The 23,369-nt window shown below is 66.7% G+C and carries 26 protein-coding genes; 18 read left to right on the top strand and 8 right to left on the bottom strand.

The window, feature by feature from the left end:
* The 8 genes from C9E82_RS04900 (at position 1) to C9E82_RS04870 (ending at position 8,045) form a co-directional block, all read left to right on the top strand.
* Positions 1-687, top strand: a complete 687-nt coding sequence (locus C9E82_RS04900) for a hypothetical protein (protein ID WP_119899514.1) — start codon at positions 1-3, stop codon at positions 685-687.
* Entirely contained in the window at positions 684-1,250 is a 567-nt protein-coding gene (locus C9E82_RS04895) for a hypothetical protein (protein WP_119899512.1), read from the top strand. The genes C9E82_RS04900 and C9E82_RS04895 overlap by 4 nt, the downstream gene beginning before the upstream one ends.
* Positions 1,247-1,396 (top strand): hypothetical protein, encoded by a 150-nt coding sequence (locus C9E82_RS24390; protein WP_170162127.1) that lies wholly within the window; start codon positions 1,247-1,249, stop codon positions 1,394-1,396. Before C9E82_RS04895 ends, C9E82_RS24390 begins: the two co-directional genes overlap by 4 nt.
* On the top strand, positions 1,377-1,757 hold the full coding sequence (locus tag C9E82_RS04890; protein WP_244935996.1) for a DUF6950 family protein: 381 nt from the start codon (positions 1,377-1,379) through the stop codon (positions 1,755-1,757). The genes C9E82_RS24390 and C9E82_RS04890 overlap by 20 nt, the downstream gene beginning before the upstream one ends.
* Entirely contained in the window at positions 1,757-3,799 is a 2,043-nt protein-coding gene (locus tag C9E82_RS04885; protein WP_119899510.1) for a phage tail protein, read from the top strand. The genes C9E82_RS04890 and C9E82_RS04885 overlap by 1 nt, the downstream gene beginning before the upstream one ends.
* Before the next feature lie 62 nt (positions 3,800-3,861).
* The gene (locus C9E82_RS04880) at positions 3,862-6,771 is read left to right on the top strand and encodes a hypothetical protein (protein ID WP_119899508.1); all 2,910 of its coding nucleotides are present in this window, start codon (positions 3,862-3,864) and stop codon (positions 6,769-6,771) included.
* Positions 6,772-6,784: 13 nt separating this feature from the next.
* The gene (locus tag C9E82_RS04875; RefSeq protein ID WP_119899505.1) at positions 6,785-7,690 is read left to right on the top strand and encodes a hypothetical protein; all 906 of its coding nucleotides are present in this window, start codon (positions 6,785-6,787) and stop codon (positions 7,688-7,690) included.
* 124 nt (positions 7,691-7,814) lie between these two features.
* On the top strand, positions 7,815-8,045 hold the full coding sequence (locus C9E82_RS04870) for a hypothetical protein (protein ID WP_119899503.1): 231 nt from the start codon (positions 7,815-7,817) through the stop codon (positions 8,043-8,045).
* A gap of 327 nt (positions 8,046-8,372) precedes the next feature.
* On the opposite strand, the gene C9E82_RS04865 is transcribed toward C9E82_RS04870, so the two are convergent.
* Positions 8,373-8,627, bottom strand: coding sequence for a BrnA antitoxin family protein (locus C9E82_RS04865; RefSeq protein WP_119899501.1), 255 nt, complete (start codon positions 8,625-8,627; stop codon positions 8,373-8,375).
* A gap of 35 nt (positions 8,628-8,662) precedes the next feature.
* Complete coding sequence (locus C9E82_RS04860; protein ID WP_119899489.1) at positions 8,663-9,082, bottom strand: hypothetical protein; 420 nt, start codon at positions 9,080-9,082, stop codon at positions 8,663-8,665.
* Between the two features lie 399 nt (positions 9,083-9,481).
* On the opposite strand from C9E82_RS04860, the gene C9E82_RS04850 reads away from it, so the two are divergent.
* Positions 9,482-9,784, top strand: coding sequence for a hypothetical protein (locus C9E82_RS04850; RefSeq protein ID WP_147482366.1), 303 nt, complete (start codon positions 9,482-9,484; stop codon positions 9,782-9,784).
* A 572-nt stretch (positions 9,785-10,356) separates the two neighbouring features.
* On the opposite strand, the gene C9E82_RS04845 is transcribed toward C9E82_RS04850, so the two are convergent.
* Positions 10,357-11,199 carry a DUF3800 domain-containing protein gene (locus C9E82_RS04845; protein WP_119899485.1) on the bottom strand — a complete coding sequence of 281 codons (843 nt, stop codon included), beginning with the start codon at positions 11,197-11,199 and terminating at the stop codon, positions 10,357-10,359.
* A gap of 87 nt (positions 11,200-11,286) precedes the next feature.
* On the opposite strand from C9E82_RS04845, the gene C9E82_RS04840 reads away from it, so the two are divergent.
* From C9E82_RS04840 to C9E82_RS04805, 9 genes are all read left to right on the top strand, one after another.
* The gene (locus C9E82_RS04840) at positions 11,287-11,946 is read left to right on the top strand and encodes a peptidoglycan recognition protein family protein (RefSeq protein WP_119899482.1); all 660 of its coding nucleotides are present in this window, start codon (positions 11,287-11,289) and stop codon (positions 11,944-11,946) included.
* Between the two features lie 24 nt (positions 11,947-11,970).
* Positions 11,971-12,354, top strand: a complete 384-nt coding sequence (locus C9E82_RS04835) for a hypothetical protein (RefSeq protein ID WP_119899480.1) — start codon at positions 11,971-11,973, stop codon at positions 12,352-12,354.
* On the top strand, positions 12,338-12,523 hold the full coding sequence (locus C9E82_RS04830; RefSeq protein WP_119899478.1) for a hypothetical protein: 186 nt from the start codon (positions 12,338-12,340) through the stop codon (positions 12,521-12,523). Before C9E82_RS04835 ends, C9E82_RS04830 begins: the two co-directional genes overlap by 17 nt.
* A gap of 66 nt (positions 12,524-12,589) precedes the next feature.
* Complete coding sequence (locus C9E82_RS24035; protein WP_147393118.1) at positions 12,590-13,276, top strand: hypothetical protein; 687 nt, start codon at positions 12,590-12,592, stop codon at positions 13,274-13,276.
* 50 nt (positions 13,277-13,326) lie between these two features.
* The gene (locus tag C9E82_RS04825) at positions 13,327-13,938 is read left to right on the top strand and encodes an SOS response-associated peptidase (RefSeq protein ID WP_119899476.1); all 612 of its coding nucleotides are present in this window, start codon (positions 13,327-13,329) and stop codon (positions 13,936-13,938) included.
* A 33-nt stretch (positions 13,939-13,971) separates the two neighbouring features.
* Positions 13,972-14,256 (top strand): hypothetical protein, encoded by a 285-nt coding sequence (locus C9E82_RS04820; protein ID WP_119899474.1) that lies wholly within the window; start codon positions 13,972-13,974, stop codon positions 14,254-14,256.
* Positions 14,247-14,480, top strand: a complete 234-nt coding sequence (locus tag C9E82_RS04815) for a hypothetical protein (protein WP_119899472.1) — start codon at positions 14,247-14,249, stop codon at positions 14,478-14,480. The genes C9E82_RS04820 and C9E82_RS04815 overlap by 10 nt, the downstream gene beginning before the upstream one ends.
* A 359-nt stretch (positions 14,481-14,839) precedes the next feature.
* Positions 14,840-16,843, top strand: coding sequence for a DEAD/DEAH box helicase (locus C9E82_RS04810; RefSeq protein WP_122449212.1), 2,004 nt, complete (start codon positions 14,840-14,842; stop codon positions 16,841-16,843).
* Between the two features lie 67 nt (positions 16,844-16,910).
* Entirely contained in the window at positions 16,911-18,155 is a 1,245-nt protein-coding gene (locus C9E82_RS04805) for an Hsp70 family protein (RefSeq protein WP_119900237.1), read from the top strand.
* A 3-nt stretch (positions 18,156-18,158) separates the two neighbouring features.
* On the opposite strand, the gene C9E82_RS04800 is transcribed toward C9E82_RS04805, so the two are convergent.
* The 5 genes from C9E82_RS04800 to C9E82_RS04780 are packed head-to-tail and all read right to left on the bottom strand — an operon-like array spanning position 18,159 to position 23,350.
* Complete coding sequence (locus C9E82_RS04800; protein ID WP_119900238.1) at positions 18,159-18,923, bottom strand: SDR family NAD(P)-dependent oxidoreductase; 765 nt, start codon at positions 18,921-18,923, stop codon at positions 18,159-18,161.
* 11 nt (positions 18,924-18,934) lie between these two features.
* Complete coding sequence (locus tag C9E82_RS04795; protein WP_240643643.1) at positions 18,935-19,756, bottom strand: PCC domain-containing protein; 822 nt, start codon at positions 19,754-19,756, stop codon at positions 18,935-18,937.
* On the bottom strand, positions 19,753-21,354 hold the full coding sequence (locus C9E82_RS04790) for an acyl-CoA synthetase (RefSeq protein ID WP_119900240.1): 1,602 nt from the start codon (positions 21,352-21,354) through the stop codon (positions 19,753-19,755). Before C9E82_RS04790 ends, C9E82_RS04795 begins: the two co-directional genes overlap by 4 nt.
* A complete protein-coding gene (locus tag C9E82_RS04785) occupies positions 21,351-22,520 on the bottom strand; it encodes an acetyl-CoA acetyltransferase (protein ID WP_119900241.1) in 1,170 nt (389 codons plus the stop codon). The genes C9E82_RS04790 and C9E82_RS04785 overlap by 4 nt, the downstream gene beginning before the upstream one ends.
* The gene (locus C9E82_RS04780) at positions 22,517-23,350 is read right to left on the bottom strand and encodes an IclR family transcriptional regulator (RefSeq protein ID WP_119900242.1); all 834 of its coding nucleotides are present in this window, start codon (positions 23,348-23,350) and stop codon (positions 22,517-22,519) included. The genes C9E82_RS04785 and C9E82_RS04780 overlap by 4 nt, the downstream gene beginning before the upstream one ends.
* Positions 23,351-23,369: the final 19 nt, after the last annotated feature.

Here is a 23,369-nt window from a genome sequence, read left to right as displayed (position 1 = left end):
ATGCCAGAACTGATCGACTGGCCTTGCAGCCTGATGCGGCCGCTGGATGTCAGCTATTTCATCCAGTGGACCTCGCGCGAGGCGGGCGCAAACCTGCATGGCGTGCCGCAGATCATCAGCCCGGATATCGGCGTCTGGCGCGTGGACATCACCATCCCGCGCGAGTTCAGCGGCCAGCGTCTGAAGGAGCTGGAGGCCAAGGTTTCGCGGATGCGTGGCCGCTACAACGTCGCGGATCTCTGCATCTGCGACCCCTACAAGTACGGCCCCGGCGTCAGCCCGGTCCAGTATCCGTTCACCGACGGGACCTGGTTCACCGACGGGACGGGCTTCGCGGACCCGTCCATGGGCACCGCGCCGATCGTCACCACGACAGCCGTGGCCGAGGGCGGCAACATCCTGCAGGTCGATCTGGCCGGGCCGCCGGCGATCCCGCACCTGCGGATCGGCGACATGTTCAGCGTCAACGGATTCCTCTATCGCGTCGTCGGCCGCAACGTCCCGAACGGCCAGATCCGTTTCGAGCCGTCGGCGCGTCAGGCGATCCCCTCCGGCACCGCGCTGCAGACCGATCCGCCGCATTTCTACGGGCGGTTCGTCGACGATATGCAGGGCCAGAGGACCCGCGAGTTCCTGAAATGGGGCGCCAGCATCACCCTGTCCTTCGTCGAGGCATTTGACCGATGACCCCCGAGCTTTCGGCCTTTCTGGCGGCTGACCCCGAGGTCGTGCCGCTGGTCCGGCTGTTCCACCTCAACTTCGGCGCCGACGAATACTGGCTGAACGAGGGCAACACGCCGATCACCGCCGCAGGGCAGGTCTGGGCGCCGTCGCATGGCTGGATCTCGGCCGACCCGCTGACCCTGTCCGGAGGCCCATTCGATGCCAACCCGGCCTATTACACGGTCTGGAACGTCGGCAATCGCGAGGGCGAGGCGCTGGAATACCAAGCGCTGAACAATCCAGCTGTGTGGCACGGCAAGCTGGTGCGGCAGTTGTGGACCGTCCGGGGTTTCCCGAGCGACGCCATCGTCATGCACGTGGGTCGGATCATGACGGCCGACCCGCACCAGAGCAATACCAGACGCTTGATCCGCATCCGGTCCGAGACCATCGCGGCCTACCGCAATTATACGCCGCTCGGCGAATACACCGACCGCGACCAGCAGCGCCGGCATCCGGGCGATCGTGGCTGCGAATACGCCCCGACGCTGGTCGGCAAGAAGATCAAGGGGTGGCTGATCGGATGAGCGAGAAACCGGAACCGCCCTTCACGGCGGAGCAGATCGCATGGCTCGATGCCCGCTATCGGCTGAGCCTGCCGCAGCTGGAGCGCAAGCTGCAGGAGCAAGGCAAGGAAGCCCCTGCCGACCGAAATGCCGATGACGACGCCTGACCTGGGCGCTTATGTCCAGCGCACCGCCGCCCTGCCGTGGTGCTGGGGCGTCCAGGATTGCACGATCTGGGCCGCGGACTGGTGCCTGATCCGCTGGGGTGTGGACCCGGCCGCCCGGTATCGCGGGCGCTACCACGACGAGGCCGGCGCGCTGGCGCTGACCCGGGCGGGCCTGCTGGCCACAGTCGGCCCGGAGATCCCGCTGCGGCGGAAGGATGCTCCGGCCGAGGGCGATATCGGCGTGATCGAAATCAACGGCCGCCAGGTGGCGGCGATCTGGTCCGGGGCGCACTGGCTGTTCCGGACCCCGCGCGGCATCGGGATGACCAGTCGCGCCGCAATTGCAATCTGGGGTGACTGATGCCGCAAGTAGGTGCGTGGCTCGCAGCCGTCTGGACCGGCGCCAAGGGGGCGGCGGCGGCGTTCGCGCTCAAGACCGCCGCGTCGGTCGCGCTGAATCTCGCGCTGGCCAAGCTGACCGCGCCCAAGGGGCCGCGACCGCAGGAAATCGCCACGGAACTGCGTTCCAGCGCGGCGCAGCGGGTCCGCCATCTGGGCCGGGTCCGGGCCAGCGGCGCGGTCATGTTCTGGGACTGGACGCATGTCGGCGGCGCGCGGCGACTGTTCAAGCTGATCGCGGTGGCCGAGGGCGGGATGCAGGATGTCCACCAGTGGTATCTCGATGGTGAACCCGTCGAGGTGGATGTGGACGGCTTCGTCACCACAGAGCCCTGGAACAAGGGCAACATCCGCCTTCGTTTCCGGCGCGGCATCCAGGGCGACCAGTGGGATGGCGGCGCCTTCCCGGCGCTGCAATCGGCCTTCCCGGACCAGTGGACAGCCAACCATCGCCTCCGCGGGGTCGGCTGCATCCTGGCGACCTTCGACGCTGTGGGCGGCGAGGATATCGGCGATGTCTATCCCGGCGGCGAGCCCGAGGTTTCGGCGCTGATCAGCGGCGCGCCGCAATGGCGGCCGATCTCGGAAAGCTGGTCGCAGGTCCGGGCCGCGGCCGTGCTGCTGGGAGACGTGCTGACCAACCCGACCTATGGCGCATTGACCGGGGCAGACCTCGACCTGCCGTCGCTGACCGCCGCCACGGCGGCATGCACCGAAACGGTACCGACGGCCGGCGGCACGCGCCCGCGCTATCAGGCCGGGATCAGCTATGCGCTGTCGGACGGCCTGAAGGACACGGCTCAGAAGCTGCTGGACGCCATGGGTGGCAGGGCGTGGATCACTCCCGAGGGCAAGCTGGCGATCCAGGCCGGGGTCTGGGTGCCGCCGACAGTGACGATCGAGGAGCGCCACATCGTCGAGATGGACTATAGCGCCGGCACCGAGCGGATCAGCCGGGTCACGACGCTGGTGCCGTCCTATGTCGCGCCCGAGGTCGAATGGCAGGAAAGCACGGCCGATCCTTGGGACGATGATGCGGCCATTGCTCGCTGGGGCGAGGGCGAACCGAAGGGCGTCGATCTGCTGGCGGTCCAGCATCACGGCCAAGCGCGGCACGTCTGCAAGCAGATGCTGGCGGTGATGAACCCGGCCCGGCGCATGACGTTCAAGCTGCGCAGCTCGGGCCTGCGGCTGATGGGCGAGCGGGTCTGCGCCGTCAACATCCCGCGGCTCGGGCTGGTCAACACGCCGTTCTGGATCGACAGCTTCGGCTGGGACGGCACCAACGTGACCGTCGATCTGATCGAGGCGGATCCGGCATCGTTCAATTGGACGGCTGCCGAGGAAGGCAGCCCGCCTGCGGTGCCGGAGGAGATCGACCGCACGCCGGCGGAACTGAATACGCCGATCACCAGCGTCACGGTCGTGACGAACGATGGCGTGCCCTACATCCGGATCACCGGCACGCTCGTGTCGCAGGCCGGATATCAGATCTTCGCCCAGTTCCGGCGCAGCTCCAGCCGGCCGAACGGCCCCTGGACGAACATGGTGCGCGAGACCTCGCCGGCAGGGCAGTACATGTTCCGAACCCAGCCACTCGGGGATCGCGTCGATTACGACATCAGGACCTTCATCGGCCTGCTGCGCGACGGGGAATATATCCTTCAGTCCACGCCGGTCGAGGTCCAGGACATCGATGTGGTGGCCAACAACAACCCGCCCGCGGCACCGGTCGTGGTTTCGGAGGACGGCGTGGCCGGCGGCACGCTGACAGTTGTGTTCATGCCCGATCTCGGCGCGAACTATTTCCGCACCGGCCTCTACCGCGCCCCGGCGGGCGGCAACTGGGGTCAGGCCACCTTCATCAAGTGGTCCTACGACACATCGTCCGACGTGACGATGACGGCGCCAATCCCCGGCGCTGGGGCGCGCTTCTGGCTGCAGTCCGAGAACCACAGCGAAATCCCATCCGACCCGGTCGTGGTCGGCAACTATCCGGCCTGATCCGGCCCGACATCACCAACCTGCTGCGGTCCCTCGGGGCCGCTTTTTTCGTGTGAGGCACCATGAGCTTTCAGTCCGAAGCGAACAGCACCTATGTCAACGGCTCCCCGGTCGCCAAGTCCGATGTCCGCGCTCTGTGGGGCGACGTGGATGATGTGGTCACCACGCTCAACCGGCTCGGGGTCATCCCGCTCACCAATATCGGCGGCACGGCGAACGCGATCACGGCCGACATGGCAAGCGGAACGCCTGTCGCCAGCCTGAACGCGAATTCGACCGTCTCCTTCACCCCCTCGGCCAGCAACACCGGCAGCCCGGTCACGCTGTTCGTCGCGGGCGATCAGGCGCGGCCCCTGCGCGGCGAGGACGGCGGCGACATCCCGGCCGGCTATCTCAAGGCGAGCCGGTTCTACATCGCGCAGCGCTTCGGTGCGAACTGGAAGATCATCTCCGGCGGTGCGACGTTTGATGACCTGGTGGCGATCTCCGCGATCCTCGACGGCAAGGCCGACGCCACCACCATCGCGGCGGCTCTGAACGTTGTCGGCGTCACGCCCTTGATCAACGTGGACGGTACCGGCAACGCGATCACGGCCGACATGGCGGCGAATGCGGTCGCCGCAGGCATGGTGATCGGCGGCAACGCCTTGGTCGAGTTCATCCCCGTTGAAACGAACACCAATCCCAGCCCGACGCTGAACGTCTCACAGGACGGCACCGCCCGCTTTATCCAGCCCGAGGACGGCGGCTCGATGCCGGCGGAGTTCCTGGTGCCAGGCCGGTCCTATCTGCTGCGCCGTCGCGGGAATGTGTGGCGTGTGCAGAGCGGGTCCGCGACGAAGCTGATGCTGGATGCGCTGCGCGCCGTGCTGGAAACCGCCAGCAACCTCGGCGACGTGTTGCGCCTGACCACCTCCGGCACCGCCGATGCCATGACGGCGACCCGACCCGCCGGGCAGTCCCATATCGGCGACACGCTCGGCACGGTGGTTTCGTTCAGCCCGGTCGGCACCAATACCGTGCCCAACCCCACGCTCCAGATCGAGGATGGCACCGTGCGCCAGATCCGCAGGCCAGGCGGCGGCACGCTGCCCGCCGAGGCACTGGACCCGAACCGCTATTACCTGGCCCGCATCACCGCCGGATCGCCCCAGACCCTGCGACTGCTCGCATCGACGCTGCCTGCCGACATCTTCGGGCTTGCCGAGGACCTGACCGCCAAGGATGAGCGCGACGACATCATCGAGGGCGTGGCGGGCCGCGCCGATGGCCGTGCCGCAGTGCTGGTCCCCGATGGCGAACCCAGCAATCCCGACTATATCTTCTCGCTCGCAGACGGTGCCGGCCATCAAATGGCAGGTTTCGACGCCCTGCGCCGCATGCTCGACCTGGGCTTCCCGCTCGCCTTCGGACCGGACACGTCCTTCGTCACCGGGGACGAGGCGCAATACCTGTTCTCGATCGAGGACGAGGCCGGCAACCCGGTCTTCGCCATCGGCCAGGACGGGACGGTCCATGGCGGCGCCATTTCCGGCGGCTCCTCGGCCGGCGTCGATGTCGAGGGTTTTGCCGCCAAGCGGATGGCCGACGAGGTGCCGGTGCTTGACGACGACGAGCAGGCATCGGTCAAGACGTTCACCAGCGCCCGCGAAATCTATGTCGGCGTGCCGTTCCGGGGGCAGAACTACATCAGCGGCGAGGCGGGCGCGGGTGTCGATGTCGGATGGCTGCCCCTGAACGGCGAGGTGAATATCGAGCTGGGCCACAACGACGCCTATATCTATTCCAGCCTCGGCTTTGCCGGCACCGGCGGCACCAACACCCTGATCCGCACGCCGGGCGTCTACACCGTGGTCCGCGTGATCAGAATCTCTGGCCGGATCGTCTATGCCGTCCTGACCGGATCGGTCGTGGAATCGACCACATCGCCGATCCGGGATCGCTCCATCGTCCTGGGCGGCCAGTCGCACATGGCCAGCGGCTATCGCCTCGGCGTCGTCGCCGGGCTGCTGGACGGCATGGCCAACATGCAGTGGCGCCCCGGCGGCAACTGGATGCCCACGCCGGTCAACTGGACCCCGCACGCGATCAACGGCGCCTCGGGAGAAACCGCGATCTCCAGCGTCGCCAGCGCGAACTGTTGGTGGGATCATGCCAATGACAGCGACGGTCCGGCGCTCATCACCTGGAAGGACCGGATTGCCACGGCCATCGCCGCCGGCCAGCCCGTGCCGGAGGACGTGATCTGGGCGCAGGGCGAAAGCGACTGCGCGGCCCTGACCAGTGGGACGTTGTCCCTCGCGGTCCATTGGGAGGATCTGACGGCGGTCTTTGCCGAGATGCGCGCCCATCTGATCGGCCTCGGGGCCACCGATCCGCGCTTCTTCATCGGCATGCTCGGCCGGGGCGAGGATCCGGTTCGGCGCGGCCGGGCGCGTGGCTATACCGCCGTGCGCCAGAACTACCTGCGGCTGATCGCGGAGACGGCATGGGTGCATTACGCCTGCGAGGCCTATGACCTGCCGGGCGTGTTCAACGATGTGCATTATTCATTCTTGGGCAGCTACACCTTCGGCTATCGGTTCAGCCGGGCGGTCAACAATGTCCGCGCCGGCCAGGCCAACAGCCTCGGCCCGCAGGTCACCGCCGCCACGCTGCAGGACGAGGGCCGCAGCGTCAGGCTGACGATCGGCGGCAGCAGCCTGCGGATGCCCAGCAATCCGGCGATGCCCTGGATCATCCCGGCCGGCGGCGACGCGCAATCCACCCCGGTCCCGGTCACCAGCGTGCGGGTCGATGGCAATGCGCTTGTCGTCACAGCGGCGCAGGACCTGACCGCCTGCCGCATCATCTATCCCTGGGGCGCCGTGCCCAACCCGCGCGGCGACAGCATCGTCTACGACATGGCGGATGTGCACGTCAAAATGCCCGGCCTGCCGCTCCGCACCTTCATCACCGCCCCGCTCAGCTAAGGAGGTCCACAGCATGGCTGGACTGCAGATCGTCATCCCCGGCGCCGATTTCTCGGGCTCGGGCATCCCCCGCAACACCCGCTATCTGCCGGGCACCGATATCCCGGCCTATGATGCGCTCGGCGTCTGGGCGCTGAGCGAGGGCACGGCCGGCAGCGTCTATACCGGCGAGTTCGCCAACCTGGTGCCGGGCGGCCCTTCGGCGCGCCTCCTGCCGGGATGGGCCGCGCCGACGATGCGCAATTTCGGGACGCAGCGGGGCGGCTTCTCGGTCGAGAGCGTCGACGGGACCTTCATCGACACGCGGGTCTCGGCGGCGCGCAGCGCCTTCACCATGGCAGGCATCCTGCGCACCCGGCCGAAACACGGCACGGTCACGCCCTACAACCTGATCCAGATGCTGACCAGTGACGACATGAACAACCTGCCGGCCAGCAATGCCGGCAACATCAGCATGCTCACCGGGCTCTGGTCGCTCGGGTCGAACCTCAATGACGGCCAGGTCGGCCAGCTGGTGAAGTTCGGCGCGGCCATCGCCAATGTCGACGGATCGTCCTCGACCATCATGCCGGCCTTCTACGGCCAGCAGAACCAGTGGAACGCCGTTGGCATCTCGATCGACGGCCATTCGGGGGAGATGGTGCTGCAGACGCTGACTGCGCGCGGCGTCGTCACCGATGCCGGCCGGGGCAATACGCTGCTCCATCAGCGCTTCGTGACCGAACTGGCGCAGCGGGGTGGCAATTTCCTGTTCGGGGCCATGCCGAATGGCGGCGCGCGCGACAGTAGCGGCCCCATCGCGGATTTCATGTGTGCGGGCGTCTGGGGCAACTCCAAGACCGAGGGCGAGATGGAGGCCATCCTGCGCGGCCTGGCCAAGATCGCGATCGGCCGGGGCGTGACGGTCAGCGGATATTGAGGGCAGGCCACTGTCCGAACGATGCACGCAAGAGGCGATTAGCCGCTTGCAGAACTCCGCGCATGAGCGATAACTTGCCTATGCGCGAACTGTTTGGTGCATTTTTGCAAGGGAAGGCTGCGACTTGTCTGGAAACTCTCTGATCTGGGATGGCCGCAAGGCGATCACCGCCTACGGGACCTATGAAATCATGCCGGAGGAATCTGCCGACGAGGGCGGTTACTGGCTGTATCGCCGCGATGGCGTAGAAAGCGAAAAGCAGTATTTCACCGAGGGCGCGGCGAAGCTCGCGGTCCAGGAGGATTTCGACCGCCGTCTGTCAGAGGTCTTCGGGCAGGTCAAAGGCGCCGCATAGCCGTCTCGCAAACACTCACGGACAACGACAGCCCCGCCTCGCGCGGGGCTATATCTGTGCGCCCGGCTCCATGAGGGTAGCTCCCTGGAGCCGGGCCACCAGCGCCCGATCCACCCGCCTAATATAGGCTGAGTGCGGGCCGAGCCCGTAAGTCGATTCGCTGGTAAGGTTTTCCATACCATGCCCGCCGAATTGAGCAATTTGACCAAGTACAGGTTCTGGACTGAATCGACCGGATCGATGGCAAGAGCCGACGATCAGGCCCCACCCCACGCGGGGCATTTCTCGCTCTCCATAGGCACGACCTTCACATGAGGGCCAGCAGGATCACACCCCGGCCACCTTGCGCAGCGCCTCATCAATGCGGCTCTGCCACCCGGGGCCACCGGCCTTGAAATGCTCAATCACCTCGGGGCTGAGGCGGATCGAGACGGGAATATTGGTCGCTGCCTTCTGCGGGCCGCGGGTGCGGGGGAAGGCCGCCCGGATGTGATCGGGCAGTTCGCTGGCCGGCTTCGCTCTGGCGAAGTCTTCAACGGTCCATTCCGGGTTGTCGGGATCAGTCACGATCCGGCAGGGCATAGCGGTCCATCTCCTTTTTGTGTGCCCGGCGATGCTCAGTTCGAGAAAGCGTCGATCAGATTCAACACTGCAAGGATCCTCCGGGTGCCACTATCAACCCGGTAAATCCGGCCATTGTCCCGATAGTAGTTCCAGCCTCGGCGTTGCTCCAGGCCATACCGGTCCACGTCGCGGATTAACACGTAATCACCAATGCGAAGGGTGTCACCGACGCGTGTACCGTAGCGCTTGCCGACTTGACCAGGAGGAATGCAGGGCGGGTTTCTCTTGGCGAGTCCGGGCGGGCAATCGGCCACACGGCGAATTGGTAACCCATTATTGCCCCTGTGGCCACGATCATCGAGATGGCGCACTTGCCCACCTTTGCCGTGCCCGCGCCCAGGATCAGCGGCGACCGGGGTCGAAGCCAAGGGGGCAAGGGTTAAGGCGGCTATCAGGATCGGTACCAGTTTCATCTTTCGTGCTCCGTAAATCCGCGGAAGCGTATAACTTCGGCATCCGTGATGGTGGCATCACAAAAACATGCGCTGGCGAAAAACTGCCTAACCAATCCACGAATGATCGTCTTCCCGCTCCGCGCGGAACTTTTCCCATGCGCCGATAATATGCCCCTCGCCCGGGAGGTCTGGGGTATGGGCGAGGGGCTGCCCCGAACCGCCAATGCCCGGAGCGGCAAGACCATAGCACGGCTTCCGCGCAGCATCATGACGCCTCGCCGTTTCGTGATGGGAAAACGCCCCCAGCCGGACTGATGGCGGGCGGCCGGGGGCTGCCCCATACCAATACCCAGGGCGATTCCCGCCATAGCACAAATCGCACCGAACGGTGCGGAAATCTTACGCGCAGGAGGCATGATGACCGATTCCGAACTCTTCCAGGCGGTCCGCTCGGGCTGGCCCCAGCTCATGGGCATCTTCGCCATCATCTGGTGGAGCCGGAAAATCGACCTGAAGGTGAAGGATCACGCCTCGCGCCTCGACCGGCACGAAAACCGCCTGACCCATTTCGAGGCAACCCAACAGCAACAGGCGCTGCAACTCGCCCGGATTGAGGAATCTCTGTCGGGCATCAAGCTGACACTGGATCGGATCTATACTCAGATGAGCGAGCGCAGCCGGATCCAGCATCACAATGAACGAACGATACCGCCGCGGTGATTTCGGGGGTTGGTGGGCGCGGGGAACCTGAGCGAAACCATCACGCCCACCGGAGACGCATCTATCTCAAGCCTGGAGGCGCAGGCAATAGGCAGGATTGCCCAGACTCATCAGGCGGTGAGCGGGGCGGGACAAGTTTTTGGCGCACTGGTTCCCGCCCCGCGACTGCCAGTCTTCGGTGGATGGAACTAAGGCAGCCTCCCCCACTGCAGCCGAAATGCCGGGGGCAGAGCGTTAACGAGAAAGTGTCAGGAAGGTTCCAGCGGTGGGGCGGACAAAGGCAACGTCATGCCCGCCCCGTTGCCCGTGAGTAGCGCCCGAGAATCGGGAACGCGCGGCTCATAGCACGATGCCATCGGACAGTTAATCCCGTCCGGCCAGCGGAATAGCGCGGGCCCTGATGGAGGACCTCATTCAGGGTTGACGCAGATTCCTTCGTCTGATTCACTAGATATGCGGGGGCGCCGGGGCCTTGGTGCAACATGCAGTAGTTATGTTGCGGGTCTTCTGACGGTTGGACATCGGATTCCAGCCTATCGCGGTTGATCAATACAAGCCGGGACCCGCACCATTCACGGGCGGAAATAGTAACCGTAATGCTCGAAAATAATCCTCTGCTGTTCCGTCAGGCCAATAGTGTCAATTTTGTGCGGTTGTAGAACTAGCCCGACATCTACAATTCCATTAGGCCCTCTTGCCATTATTGGATCAAGGGCGCTCGCGCTTTCTACAGACCATCGTTTGGAGCCGCTCTCGACAGCCTGATAAAATGCGCTAGCAACGATATCTGCCAACTGGAGACCGGCTTCCGCATAGTGAGGAACGTATTCTACTAACCGGAACCGAAGGACTTCAAACCGCATCTCATGCAGGCTTAATAAAGGCTTTCCTTGCGCGCGAAGCCAAGTCCAGTACGCCTTGGTGTGCCCATATGAGTGACCGCCCCGAGCGCTGAAAATTACCTTCATTATACCGTCTCGATGGAGCTTCCGTCGAGAGTTGTCCAAGCAGTAGTTCGTGGCTCTTTCCATGAGGATTCGAACAACCCAATTGTAAAACCACTGCTTACCTCCTGCTACCGCAGCCCGTTCATTCTTATACCCTCTCATGTTCTTCTTGTTTGAGCATACAGTGAAAGCGCGGACAGGAAGCTGTGATAGCATTGACGCGGCCCGCACGCGTTTTTGGTCACTTAGTTTTCGGAAATGCAGCGTCCCAGATTGAAGGGCTTTGATATCTGATCGTATCTCTTCCAGCCATGTCCTGCATTTTGCTACATCTTCAGACCGAACCAGTAGTCCCGATATCACAAGCCACTCGGATGAGCCGTTGGGATCGATCGGCATGACGCGTTTCAATCCGTCATCACCCGCTTCATCGATGTATAAAACGTAATCGTAATCCAACTCGCTCATGAGACAATCAGAAGCGTCGATTGGAGATTCGTCAAGTATCTCAACCGTTTCGCCCGCCTCGCGCGGGCTTTTTCATGGAGCAATGACATGACCAACGCACCGGTGCGTTACATCGTGCTGCACTATAGCGCGACCTATGCCGATCAGGATCTGGGCGTCGAGGACATCCGCAAGATGCATCTCGACCGCGGGTTCAACGACGTCGGCTACCATTACATCATCAAGCGCGACGGCACCGTCCAGAAGGGCCGGGCCGATAGCACCGTCGGCGCCCATGTCGCGGGGCACAACACCGGCAGCATCGGCATCTGCTGCATCGGCGGGCTCGAGCGCGCCTCCGGGCCCAATGTCGGCGTGGACAATCGCACCGACGCGCAGAAGGCCGCGACGATCCGGCTGGTGCGCGATCTGCTGGTCAGGCATCCCGGCGCGCAGGTGGTCGGCCATCGCGATCTCGCCCCGACGCTATGCCCGGGCTTCGATGTGCGCAGCTGGTGGGCCTCGGTCGATACCGGCAGCGCCTCGACCATCGCAGCCCCCGAGATCCCGCCGACCATCCGCAACGGTTCGCGCGGGGAAGCCGTCAGCGATGCCCAGCACCGCCTGCGGGCGCGGGGTTACGACATCATCGCCGACGGCATCTTCGGTCCCCGAACCGAGGCTACCGTCCGACAATTCCAGCGCGCCAACGGTCTCGCGGCCGACGGCATCATCGGCCCGAAAAGCTGGGCCGCACTGCTGGACTGACCATCATCATCAAGGAGACTGATCATGCAGACCATCGTCAACGCGGCCATGCCGCACCTGCTGGAGATGCTCGGCCTCGTGCTGACCGGCGTCATCACCTGGGCAGCCGCCAAGGCCCGCCAGAAATGGGGCATCGACATAGAGGCCCGCCACCGCGAATCGCTGCATTCCGCCCTGATGTCGGGCGCGCAGATGGCCGCCGCCGGCAACCTGTCCTTCGACGCCGCGATCCGCATCATCCTGGAGCATGTCCGCAACAGCGTGCCGGATGCGCTGGCCGCGCTGACGCCCTCTGGCGCGACGCTGCGCAACCTAGCGGAGGCCAAGCTGGCCGAGGCGCAGGCCGAGATCATCGGCCGGGCGACGGATGCGCTCACCGCAAAGCTCCGCGATGCCGGCGCGCTGTGAGGGGGCGCCGGATCTGGCCACGGTGGCGCCTGACCATGTGGCGACCTATGGCATCACGTCCGAGGCGCTGACCTTCTACGTCAACGGCAAGCCTGCGCTGGTGATTGACCGGCGCGGGTTCGACGGGCTGATGCTGCGGTTGATGGTGGCGAAGATGGAGGGAGAGTGACGACGCCATGCCGCTGTGCAATGATGATCTGAAAGCTTCATTGATCGCGAGTGAACAGGCTTAAGCATGACCCATAACATTGACGTCAATTCGGAGAGGTTTTATTTCGATGTATCGATTGACCGCCTCAAGGCGTTTCCAGATAATTCGACTGACGAACTATGGAGATTGGGTCGCGAGTGTTCTTGGCTTGTAGAAGCCTTCGAAAATGTTGCGTCCGCTCTATTTGATTATGAGCGAGCAGAATTAAACTTGGATGAGCTTGAAAGAGTTCTGGCGATTATCGGCGATGAACATTTTTCCGCCGCGAGGAGCGGTGTCTATCTTGATTTTGATGAGATGATATTTGATAGAACGGGTGCGTGCGGAAGTGCGCCATGGAGAATAAAAGGATTGCGCGAAACTGGATTTATTTTCTCCCTAGTGATGTTTGGCAATGAAGTAAACAGAATGGCAGATATTCTTCACGATGATGATTTCTTTGGTCTCAGAGATGAGTTTTCAGGTAGGTTTCCTGAACTTAAGGAGATTCGTGATTTTTTTGCCCATAAGGATGAAAGGCTGCGCCGGGAGGTTCGAAGAAAGCCGGCCGAAATTGGTCCAATGGTCATTATCTCAAGGTCGGGGAGCATTGAGGTCACCAATAGCAAAGGTGAGCAATCTCAATTGGAATTTGATAGGAGTTCGATAGTCTTCGCTCGCGACATCACTATATGCGCCATGAAGAAATGCGGATATGAATTCACAGCGTGAATCTCTCATGCTTGATTGACCCCCGCTGCCAACGCCGCCATCCTTGCACCATGTGCAACCTCTACAAACCCCGCCAGACTGCCGCCGAGATCGCCCGCCTGTTTCCGGCGCGCGACCTTACCGGCAACCACCCGTGGCCGGCGGAGGCCTATCCCGACCGGCTGGCCCCGATCATACGCAATGGCGACGATGGCCCGGAGATCGTCCAGGCGCGCTGGGGGATGCCCACGCCGCCGAAATTCCTGCCCGCCTCGGGCCGAGACAGCGGCGTGACCAACATCCGCAACACAGCCAGCCCGCACTGGCGCCGCTGGCTGGGCCCCGCGCATCGCTGCCTGGTGCCGATCGAGGCGTTCAGCGAGCCCGGCCGGGACCGCAAGCCGGTGTGGTTCGAATCTGCCAGCGACGCGCCGATGATGTTCGCTGGTATCGAGGTCCGCGACTGGACCAGCATCCGCAAGGTCAAGGACGGCGAGACCACGGATGACCTGTTCGGCTTCCTGACCTGCCCGCCGAACGCCGAGGTCGGCGCGATCCACCCCAAGGCCATGCCGGTGATTCTGCGAACGCCGGGCGAATGGAGCGCCTGGATGTCGGCGCCGTGGGATATTGCCCAGGCCCTGCAGGCGCCACTGCCAGACGGTTCACTAAAAATCGTCTAGCCGAATCGCTCCATGTTCCACATATGTTCTCATATGATGGGCATCACGATTCGCGATCTGATAGATGAGGGCGCCGCGCTGCAGATCCGCTGCACGGGCTGCGGCAAGACCTATGTCTATCAGGGCGATTTCCACCTGCGAACAGTCGCTGTTCTGTCGATGCGGATGCGCAACCTGCAGAGGCTGTTGCGCTGCGGCGGCTGCGGCGCGGCCGGCGAGGTCGTGCTGTCTTTCCCGTGCATGGTGGTCGATGAGGGCCGGCGCACGCCGAAGCCGATCGATCCGCGTTCACAGGTGGGGCCAGGACTATGGCGGTGAAGCGCCCGCCATTCGCGGCGGCCAACTACCTGGGCCATGCCGTCACCTATCATTGCAGCAACATCAAGTGCGGGCACTATCGCAAAATTCCGGTCTCTGTCCTGGTCCATCGTTACGGCGAAGATCTCGACATGAACGATTTCGAGCGCCGGTTGCGCTGCTCGAAGTGCGGGGCCCGCGATCCGCGACCGATCTTCAGCTGGCTGATGAACAAGGAGGCGTGAGGGTGGCGGATCGGCGTGGGACACCCTGCCTGTAACATCTTGATTCCTATTGCGCCGGATGATCGAGCGGATGGGACACCCCTGCCCTGTTTTCACAGCAAAAATCATGGCTTCCGGTAGCCCATCACCCGCTCCATCATCCCCCGGCAGCAGAGGCTTGGCGACCCGCTTTCGCGGATGGCGGCAGACGGGATCCGCGCAAACCGCGACCGGAGGTTTCCTTTGACTTCGCCGCCGCAAGGGGATATGCGCCGCTCTTTGGCTCCGAGACCCAGGGGACCGATGCACGGATTGCAGCGGTGATGGGAGAAGCGGATGCCTCCCATCGGGTGCAGGCCACCCCTTTCCTGGCGAAGAACATGACAGATTTCGACATTGCCGCACCGCTTGCCGCGGCGCTGGCTGCCAAGGGCTATAGCGCCCTCACATCGGTGCAGGCCGCGATCCTGACGCCCGAGGCCAAGGGGCGCGACCTGCTGGTCTCGGCCCAGACCGGATCGGGCAAGACGGTCGCCTTCGGCCTGGCCCTCTCGGACCAGATCCTGCCCGACCAGCCGCCGCTGCTGCCGGCCGAGCAACCGCTGGCGTTGGTCATCGCCCCCACGCGCGAACTGGCGCTGCAGGTCGCACGGGAACTGGACTGGCTCTATGCCGAGGCCGGGGCGCGGATCGCGACCTGCGTCGGCGGCATGGACTACCGGACCGAGCGGCGGGCGCTGGAGCGCGGGCCGCATATCGTGGTGGGCACCCCCGGCCGGCTGCGCGACCATACCGAACGCGGCAGCCTGGACCTGTCGGGCTTGCGCGTCGCGGTGCTGGACGAGGCCGATGAGATGCTGGACCTGGGCTTCCGTGAGGACCTGGAATTCCTGCTGCAATCGGCGCCCGAAGGGCGGCGCACGCTGATGTTCTCGGCCACGGTGCCGCCGGAAATCGAGGCGCTGGCCAAGGATTTCCAGCGCGATGCCCTGCGGCTCAGCGTCATGGGCGAGGCGCGCCAGCATGGCGATATCGAATATCGCGCGCTGAGCGTGCTGCCCCGCGACCGGGAAAACGCGATCTTCAACCTGCTGCGCTTCTACGAGGCGCAGCGCGCGATCATCTTCTGCAAGACCCGCGCCAATGTGAACCACCTGCTGGCGCGGATGGGCAATCGCGGCTTCCGCGTGGTGGCGCTGTCGGGTGAGTTGAGCCAGCAGGAACGCACCCATGCCCTGCAATCGCTGCGCGACGGGCGCGCGCGGGTCTGCATCGCGACCGACGTGGCCGCACGCGGGATCGACCTGCCGGGGCTGGAGCTGGTGATCCATGCCGACTTGCCGACCAATCCCGAGACGCTGCTGCACCGGTCGGGCCGGACCGGGCGCGCCGGGGCCAAGGGGGTTTCGGCGCTGATCGTGACCTCGGCCGATTACAAGCGCGCGCAGCGGCTGCTGCAACGGGCGAAGCTGACCGCGGAATGGGGCAAGCCGCCCTCGGCCGACGATGTCCTTGCCCGCGACGATGCACGGATGCTGGCCCATCCCTCGCTGACCGAACCGGCCGAGGAAACCACGCTGGCCGCCGAGTTGCTGCGGCAATTCGGCCCGGATCGGGTCGCGCAGGCCTTCATCCGGCTGTGGCGCGACGGCCGCCCGGCCCCCGAGGAACTGGCCGAGACCGCCGCCCCTGCCCCCGGCCCCGCCGCCCCGCGCGAGCGGCGCGAGTTCGGCGCGGCGGTCTGGTTCACGCTCTCGGTCGGCCATACCGGCCGGGCCGAGGCGCGCTGGCTGCTGCCCAAGCTGTGCGAGGCGGGCGGCATCAACCGCGACGCCATCGGCGCGATCCGGGTCCGCCAGGATGTGACCTTCGTCCAGATCGCCGCCGATTCGGCCCCGCGCTTCACCGACGGGCAGGAGATCGAGCCGGGCCTGCGCCTGAACCGGATCGAGGGCGAACCCGATCTCGACCGCCCCGCCCCCCGCCAATACGAGGCGCAGCGGTCGGAGGCCCGGCCGCGCGACGATCATCGCGCCAGGCCCGAACGTCCGAAGAAGCCCGCCGCGACCGAACCTGCTCCGCGCAAGGCCGAGCGCCGCGAGGCCCGCGCCGCCGCCATCGCCGAGGTTCTGGCCGATACGCCCCGCGAATCGCCGGCCGAGCCCGCGCCGTCCGAGGCCAAGCCGCGCAAGGCGCGCTGGTCGGCGGCGGATCGCAAGAGCCGGGGCGCCGCGACTGACAAGCCGCGCGGCAAGCCGGCGCATGGGAAAACGGCGCATGGCAAGGGCACGCAGGGCAAGGGCGCCGAGGCCCGTCCGCGCCGCGCCGTCTCGGCCAAGCCCGGCGGCGTCAAGCCGCGCGCGCCGAAATCGCCCCGGCGCTGAGCGGCGCGCTTGCGCCCCGGCGCCAAAGCCGCTAGCAGCAGCGCCTTTCCGCGATAGGGGGGGCGCCATGGGCAGCGACATTCTGGCGATCGACTTCGGCACCTCGAACTCGGCGGCCGCCGTGCTGCGCGACGGGTGCCCGCAGCGCATCACCATCGAGGCCGGGCAGGACACCTTGCCGACGGCGGTGTTCTTCCCGGCCTCGGGCGGGCCGATGCGGATCGGCGAGGCCGCGGCCGGGGCGCTGATCGGGGGCGACGAGGGCCGCTACATGCGGGCACTGAAAAGCGTGCTGGGCACCTCGCTGATGCACGAATCGCGGCTGATCGCCAGGAAGCGCCGCAGCGTGTCCGACATCATCGCCGCCTTCCTGGCCGAGCTGCGCCAGCGCGCCGAGGCCGCGACCGGCCGGCGCTTCCGCCGTGCGCTGTCGGGCCGCCCGGTGCATTTCCACAGCGCCGATCCCGCCCGCGACACCCGCGCCGAACAGGACCTGCGCGCCTGCTATCTGGCGGCGGGTTTCGATGATGTCGATTTCCTGCGTGAGCCCGAGGCGGCGGCACTGGCCAGCCACGGCAGCGGCCGCGCGGGCCAGATCGGGCTGATCGTCGATATCGGCGGCGGCACCTCGGATTTCACCGCCTTCTGCAGCACCGGCGACGGCCGCCCCCAGATCCTGGCCAGCCACGGCATCCGGCTGGGCGGCACCGATTTCGACCATGCGCTGTCGCTGGCCCATGCGATGCCTGCGCTGGGTCACGGCGGCCAGCTTCGGCGCGAGATGGGGCCGGGGCTTCTGCCGGTGCCGAATGCGATCTATGCCGACCTGGCGACCTGGGCGAAGATCCCCTTCCTCTATACCCCCGAGACGCGGCGCATGGCGGCCGGCATGGCGCGGCTGGCGGTCGAGCCCGAAAAGCTGGCGCGGCTGGTCGCGGTCCTGGAGGAGGAGCTGGGCCACGAGCTGGCCTTCGCGGTCGAGCGCGGCAAGATCGCCGCCAATGCCGGGGCGAACGACGCCCGCATCGAGATGGGCTTCATCGCGCCCGGCCTGTCGCAACCGCTCAGCCGCGACATGCTGGACCGGGTGCTGGCCGCGCAGGGCCGCGAGCTGCACCAGGCGGCGGCGGAAACGCTGCGCCTGGCCGGGATCGCGCCCGAGCGGGTCGGCAGCGTGATCCTGGTCGGCGGCTCCAGCCTGATGGCGCTGGTCGCCGAGGCGGCGCTGCGGCTGTGCCCCGGCGCCACGCTTGAACGGGCGCAGGCCTTCACCGCCGTGGTGGACGGGCTGGCGCTGGCCAGCGCCGCCTAGGGTTCAGGCCGGCTCATTGTCGCGCCGCAGCGCCGGCAGCCCGACGCCGGTCGCGTCGAAGCCGCCATCGACCGCCACCGTCTGCCCCGAGATGAAGCTGGCCTTGTCCGAGCACAAAAAAACGATCGCCTCGGCGATCTCGCGCGCCTCGCCATAGCGGTTCAGCGGGATCGCGTCGTAATAGGCCGAGATGATTTCCGGCGCGTGGACGGCCATGGCCAGCTTGGTCCTGACCGGCCCCGGCGCCACGCAGTTGACGCGGATGCCCAATTCGCCCAGTTCTGCGGCGCATTGCTTGGTCAGGTGGATCACCGCCGCCTTCGAGGTGCCATAGGCCACCCGCAGCGTCGAGGCCCGCAGCCCCGAGATCGAGGCGATGTTGACGATGGCGCCCTTGGTCCGGGACAGTGCGGCGGCCGCGGCCTGCGTGCACAGGAAGACCCCGTCCAGGTTGACGGACATCACCTCGCGCCATTCCTCGAAACTGGTGCGGCCCACGCGCGAAAACAGCGCCACACCGGCATTGTTGACCAGCGCGTCCAGGCGGCCGAAGCCCGCCAGCGCCTCGGCCACCATGCGTTCGACATCGGCGGGGACCGAGACATCCGCCTCGACCGGCAGCACGTTCTCCATGCCGCCCGCGACCCGGTGCAGCTCTTCGGCGTCGCGGTCGACCATGACCACGCGCCAGCCCTGTTCCAGGAAGATCTCGGTGGCGGCCAGGCCGATGCCGCGGCATCCGCCGGTCACGATCGCGGTCTTGCTCATGGGTTGTCCTTTCAAGGCTCGATGATCAGTTCAAGGGTGACGCCGACCGGATTGCCGCCCCGCGCCAGCGTCCCGCGATGCACCGCGCCCTGGATGTCGACGACCTCGATGCCGATCCGGGCGCGGCCGCCCTGCAGGACGGCATCGGCGAAGCGCAATTCGGTGGCGTGGCAATCGACGCCATGGCCCTCGGCGAAGCGGATATGGTCTATGCTGCCGACCGCGTGCAGGCGCGCCTGGGGGATGTCATGGGCGGCGGCAAGGGCCTCGACGGCGGTCACGACATCTTCGCCGGGCGCGATCCGGGCCATCAGTCCGGCGCCGTCCCCACCCCCCAGCGGCGTGAACAGGGTGAAGGCGGTCTCGGGGTCCGGCAGGGATTCGAACCACGCATCCGGCGATCCCAGCGCCGTCACCCGCGCATCCCGCGCCAGCACCGTCTCGAAGGGCAGCAGATGGCCCATCGCCTGCCAGCCCGCGCCGTCCGACCACAGCCCATGGCAATGCAGGAAGGGCGCGCCGTCCTTCCAGCCGACCGTCGCGGTCGAGGCGCCGATGGTCCAGGGCCCGTCCGGCGCGTGGGTGTCGGAATACCAGGCGCCGTGAAGCCCGTCGGTCGCGGGCGCCGGCAGCACGTAGCGGATCGGATCGCAGCTTGCGCCCTCCAGCCAGACCACGCCGCCCCGGCAGCCGGCCGTCGCGAACAGCGCGCCCACCGCCTGCATCACCGTGCGCCCGGCGGGCAGCACGCCCTCGATCCGCCGCAGGCCGCAGCGGACCGCCTGGATGCGCCGATCCGCGCGCGGGCCGGGATGGATCATCCGCAGGCTCATGCGATCAGCCCGCGCGCTTCCAGCTCCTCGCGGATCATCTTCTTGGTGATCTTGCCATAGGCCGATTTCGGCAGCGCCTCCCAGATCAGGAAGCGCTTGGGCATCTTGTAGCGCGAGACCTTGCCGTCCAACCATTCCGCCAGGTCCGCCTCGCCGACCGTGGCGCCGGCGACCGGCACGCAGACCGCCCAGCCGATTTCCCCCCAGAGCGGGTCGGGCATTCCCAGCACCGCGACCTCGGAAATAGCGGGATGGGTCAGGATCTTCTCCTCGATCTCGCGCGGATAGACGTTCGAGCCGCCCGAGATGAACATGTCGGACTGCCGCCCGGTGATATAGAGGAAGCCCGCTTCGTCCATGTGGCCCAGATCGCCGGTGCGGAACCAGCCGTCGCGGAAGGCCTTCGCATTGGCCCCAGGGTTGTCGTAATAGCCCGCGAAGACCGCCGGGCCGATGACGCAGATCTCGCCGGTCTGGCCGGGCGCGACCTCGCGGCCCTCCTCGTCCTGGACCTGGATCTCGATGCCGGTGCGGGCATGGCCGCAGGTGCCGATGCGGGCCTCGGGGCCGTCCTCGGCCTGGTGCAGGCGGGCGGGCAGGACGGTGATGTTGCCGGTGCATTCGCCCAGGCCGAAATACTGCACCAGCACCTTGCCGAAGACCGCCAGCGCCTTCTGCTGGTCCACCCGATACATCGGCGCGCCGGCATAGATGACATAGCGCAGCGAGCCGGTATCGGCATCCGCGGTCGAGGGATCCTCGGCCAGCAGCTTCAGGATCGTGGGCACGGTGAACATGGTCGAGACGCGCCATTCCCGCACCAGTTCCCAGACCGTGGCCACGTCGAATTTCTCGGAGGGCATCAGCACCGTCTTCACCCCGCGCGCCACCTGCGTCAGCTGATGCACCCCCGCCCCGTGCGACAAGGGCGCCACCACCAGCGAGGCATCGTCACCCGTCAGTCCCGGCATCAGGTCGGCCAGGTGGTTGGTGACGACAAAGGCCATCTGCCCATGGGTCAGGACGCTGGCCTTGGGCCGGCCGGTCGTGCCCGAGGTGAAGAAGAACCAGCAGGGATCGTCGCGTTCCACCGCCGCCACCTGCGGGCGCCGGCCCATGAATTCGGCGGTGACGTCCTGGACCGAGGCGCCGAAATCCGCCGCGCCGATCGCCAGCACCACCTCCAGCTCCGGGCAGCCCGCGCGGCAGGCGGCGGCGTGACCGGGAAAACCCGCATTGCAGATCAGGAACCGCGCGCCCGATGCCTGGGTCAGATAGGTGACCTCCTCGGGCATCTGCCGGAAATTCGCCGGCACCCAGACGCCGCCCGCCCGCCAGACCGCGAACATGGCCTGCATCATCTCCATGCAGTTCTGCGACTGGCACATGACCCGGTCGCCCTTTCGCAGCCCGAAGCGGTCCTGCAGGGCGGCGGCCAGCGCGTCGGTCCGCGCCTCGAACTCGGCCCAGCTCCAGCGCGCCCCGCCCATGACCAGCCCGATGCCCTCGGGGTCGCGCCGCGCCGCCTGGGTCAGGAAGGTGGCAAGGTTCATCACCCTGGTCGAGACCGGCGCGACGCCGCCCGCGGGATGGGTCATTTCACGCGCTCCAGGATCGAGCAATAGCTGGCCACGGCCGCGCCGCCCATGTTGAAGACGCCCCCCAGCGCGGCGCCGGGCAGCTGCATCGCGCCGGCCTCGCCCGCCAGCTGCATCGCGACCATGACATGCTGCGACACGCCGGTCGCGCCGATCGGGTGGCCGCGCGATTTCAGCCCGCCCGAGGGGTTCACCGGCAAGGCGCCGTCGAAGCGGCTGGTGCCCTCGCGGATCACCCGCCAGCCCTGCCCGCGCGGGGCGAGGCCCATCGCCTCGTATTCGATCATCTCGGCGGTGGTGAAGCAGTCATGGGTCTCGACCAGGTCCAGATCCGTGATCGCCAGCCCGGCCTGGGCCAGCGCCGCAGTCCAGGCCCGGTGCGGCCCCTCGAAGGCGATCGGATCGCGGCGCGACAGGGCCAGCAGGTCGCCCGCCTGCGCCCGCGCGCGAAAGCGGATCGCGCGGGTCAGGTCGGCCGCCATATCCGCATCCGCCAGCACCAGCGCCGCCGCCCCGTCCGAGACCAGCGAGCAATCGGTGCGCCGCAGCGGCCCCGCGACGCGCGGGTTCTTGTCCGAGACGGTGTTGCAGAAGGCCAGATCGAAGGGCTTCTGCATATGCGCCCAGGGGTTGCGCATCCCGTTCTCGTGGTTCTTGGCGGCGATCATCGCCAGTTCCTCGGAACGGTCGCCGTGGCGCTGGAAATAGCTCTCGGTGATGCGGCCGAAGACGCCGGCAAAGCCGCCGGGGATCTCGCCCTCCTCGGGGACGTAGCTGGCCGACAAGAGGATCTCGCCGACCTGATCGCCCGGCGTCGCGGTCATCTTTTCCGCGCCGATCACCAGCGCCACGCGACCCCGCCCCGAGGCGATGAAATCCGCCGCCGCATAAAGCGCGGCCGAGCCGGTGGCGCAGGCGTTTTCCGTGCGCATGAAGGGCACGCCCGCCAGTTCCGGCGTGCCCATGGCGACCAGCGCGCCCTGGAAATCCTGCCGCGAGAAGCCGTTGTTGTAGACCCCCGCGAAGATCCCGTCGACGGCCTCGGGCGCCAGGCCCGCATGGTCCAGCGCCGGGCGCGCGACCTCGGCCATCAGGGCCAGCGTGTCGGGCGCCTCGGACCTGCCGAATTTCGTATGCGCCCATCCGACGATCAGCGGTTCGGTCATGGCGATATCCTTTGTCCTTCAGGGTTTCGGCCAGGGTTCCGGCGCGACAGGCCGGCCAGGCGCGCGGCGACCAGATCCGCCTCGCGATGCAGCAGCACGGCCAGCTCGCGCTGGCGTTCGGGGCGCATCCGGTCCTCGATCGCAGCCAGCGACAGCGCGCCGGCCGGCCGGCCGTCGGGCCAGCGGATCGCCACGCCGATGCCCCAGGACCCCGGCACGATCCGGCCGGGATTGAGCGCATGGCCCTGGCGCCGCGCCATCGCCGCGTCGCCTTCCAGCGGCGCCTTCAGATCGCCCAGCAGCGGCGCGATCCGCGCCAGCAGCGCCTCGGCCTCGGGTTCGGGCAGGGCGGCCAGGATCGCCAGCGCGCCCACGCCCACGCCCATCGGCTTGCGGTCGCCGGTCTTCAGCGCATGGGTGCGGATCGGGAACGCGCCCTCGACCCGCAGCAGGCAGATCGAATGGTCGTCCTGCCGCACCGTCAGGAAGGCGGTGTCGCCGGTCTCGTCGGCCAGGCGGTGCAGGCTATCCTCGGCATGGATCAGGATGCCGTGGCGGTCCGAGGCGAAGCTGCACAGCAGATAGGCCTCGGGGCCAAGGTGATAGCGGCGCGTGGCGGGATCCTGCTCGACCATGCGGGCCTGGCACAGCGCCAGCAGCAGCCGCCGCGCCGTCGGCCGGGCCAGCCCGACCGCCTCGGCCAGATCGCCCAGGCCCAGCCCGGCGCTGCCGCCCCTGCCGACATTCGACAACAGCGCCAGCGCCCGCTGCACCGCCTGCGCACCCCCGGACTGGGGGGCGTCGGCGGACCGGATCGGCAAGGGTTCCATCTGCGCACGCGCCCCGCGA

The organism is Paracoccus sigandri, assembly GCF_003709565.1.
Taxonomy (GTDB): Bacteria; Pseudomonadota; Alphaproteobacteria; order Rhodobacterales; family Rhodobacteraceae; genus Paracoccus; species Paracoccus siganidrum.
This window is presented reverse-complemented; position numbering and strand designations above follow the sequence as displayed.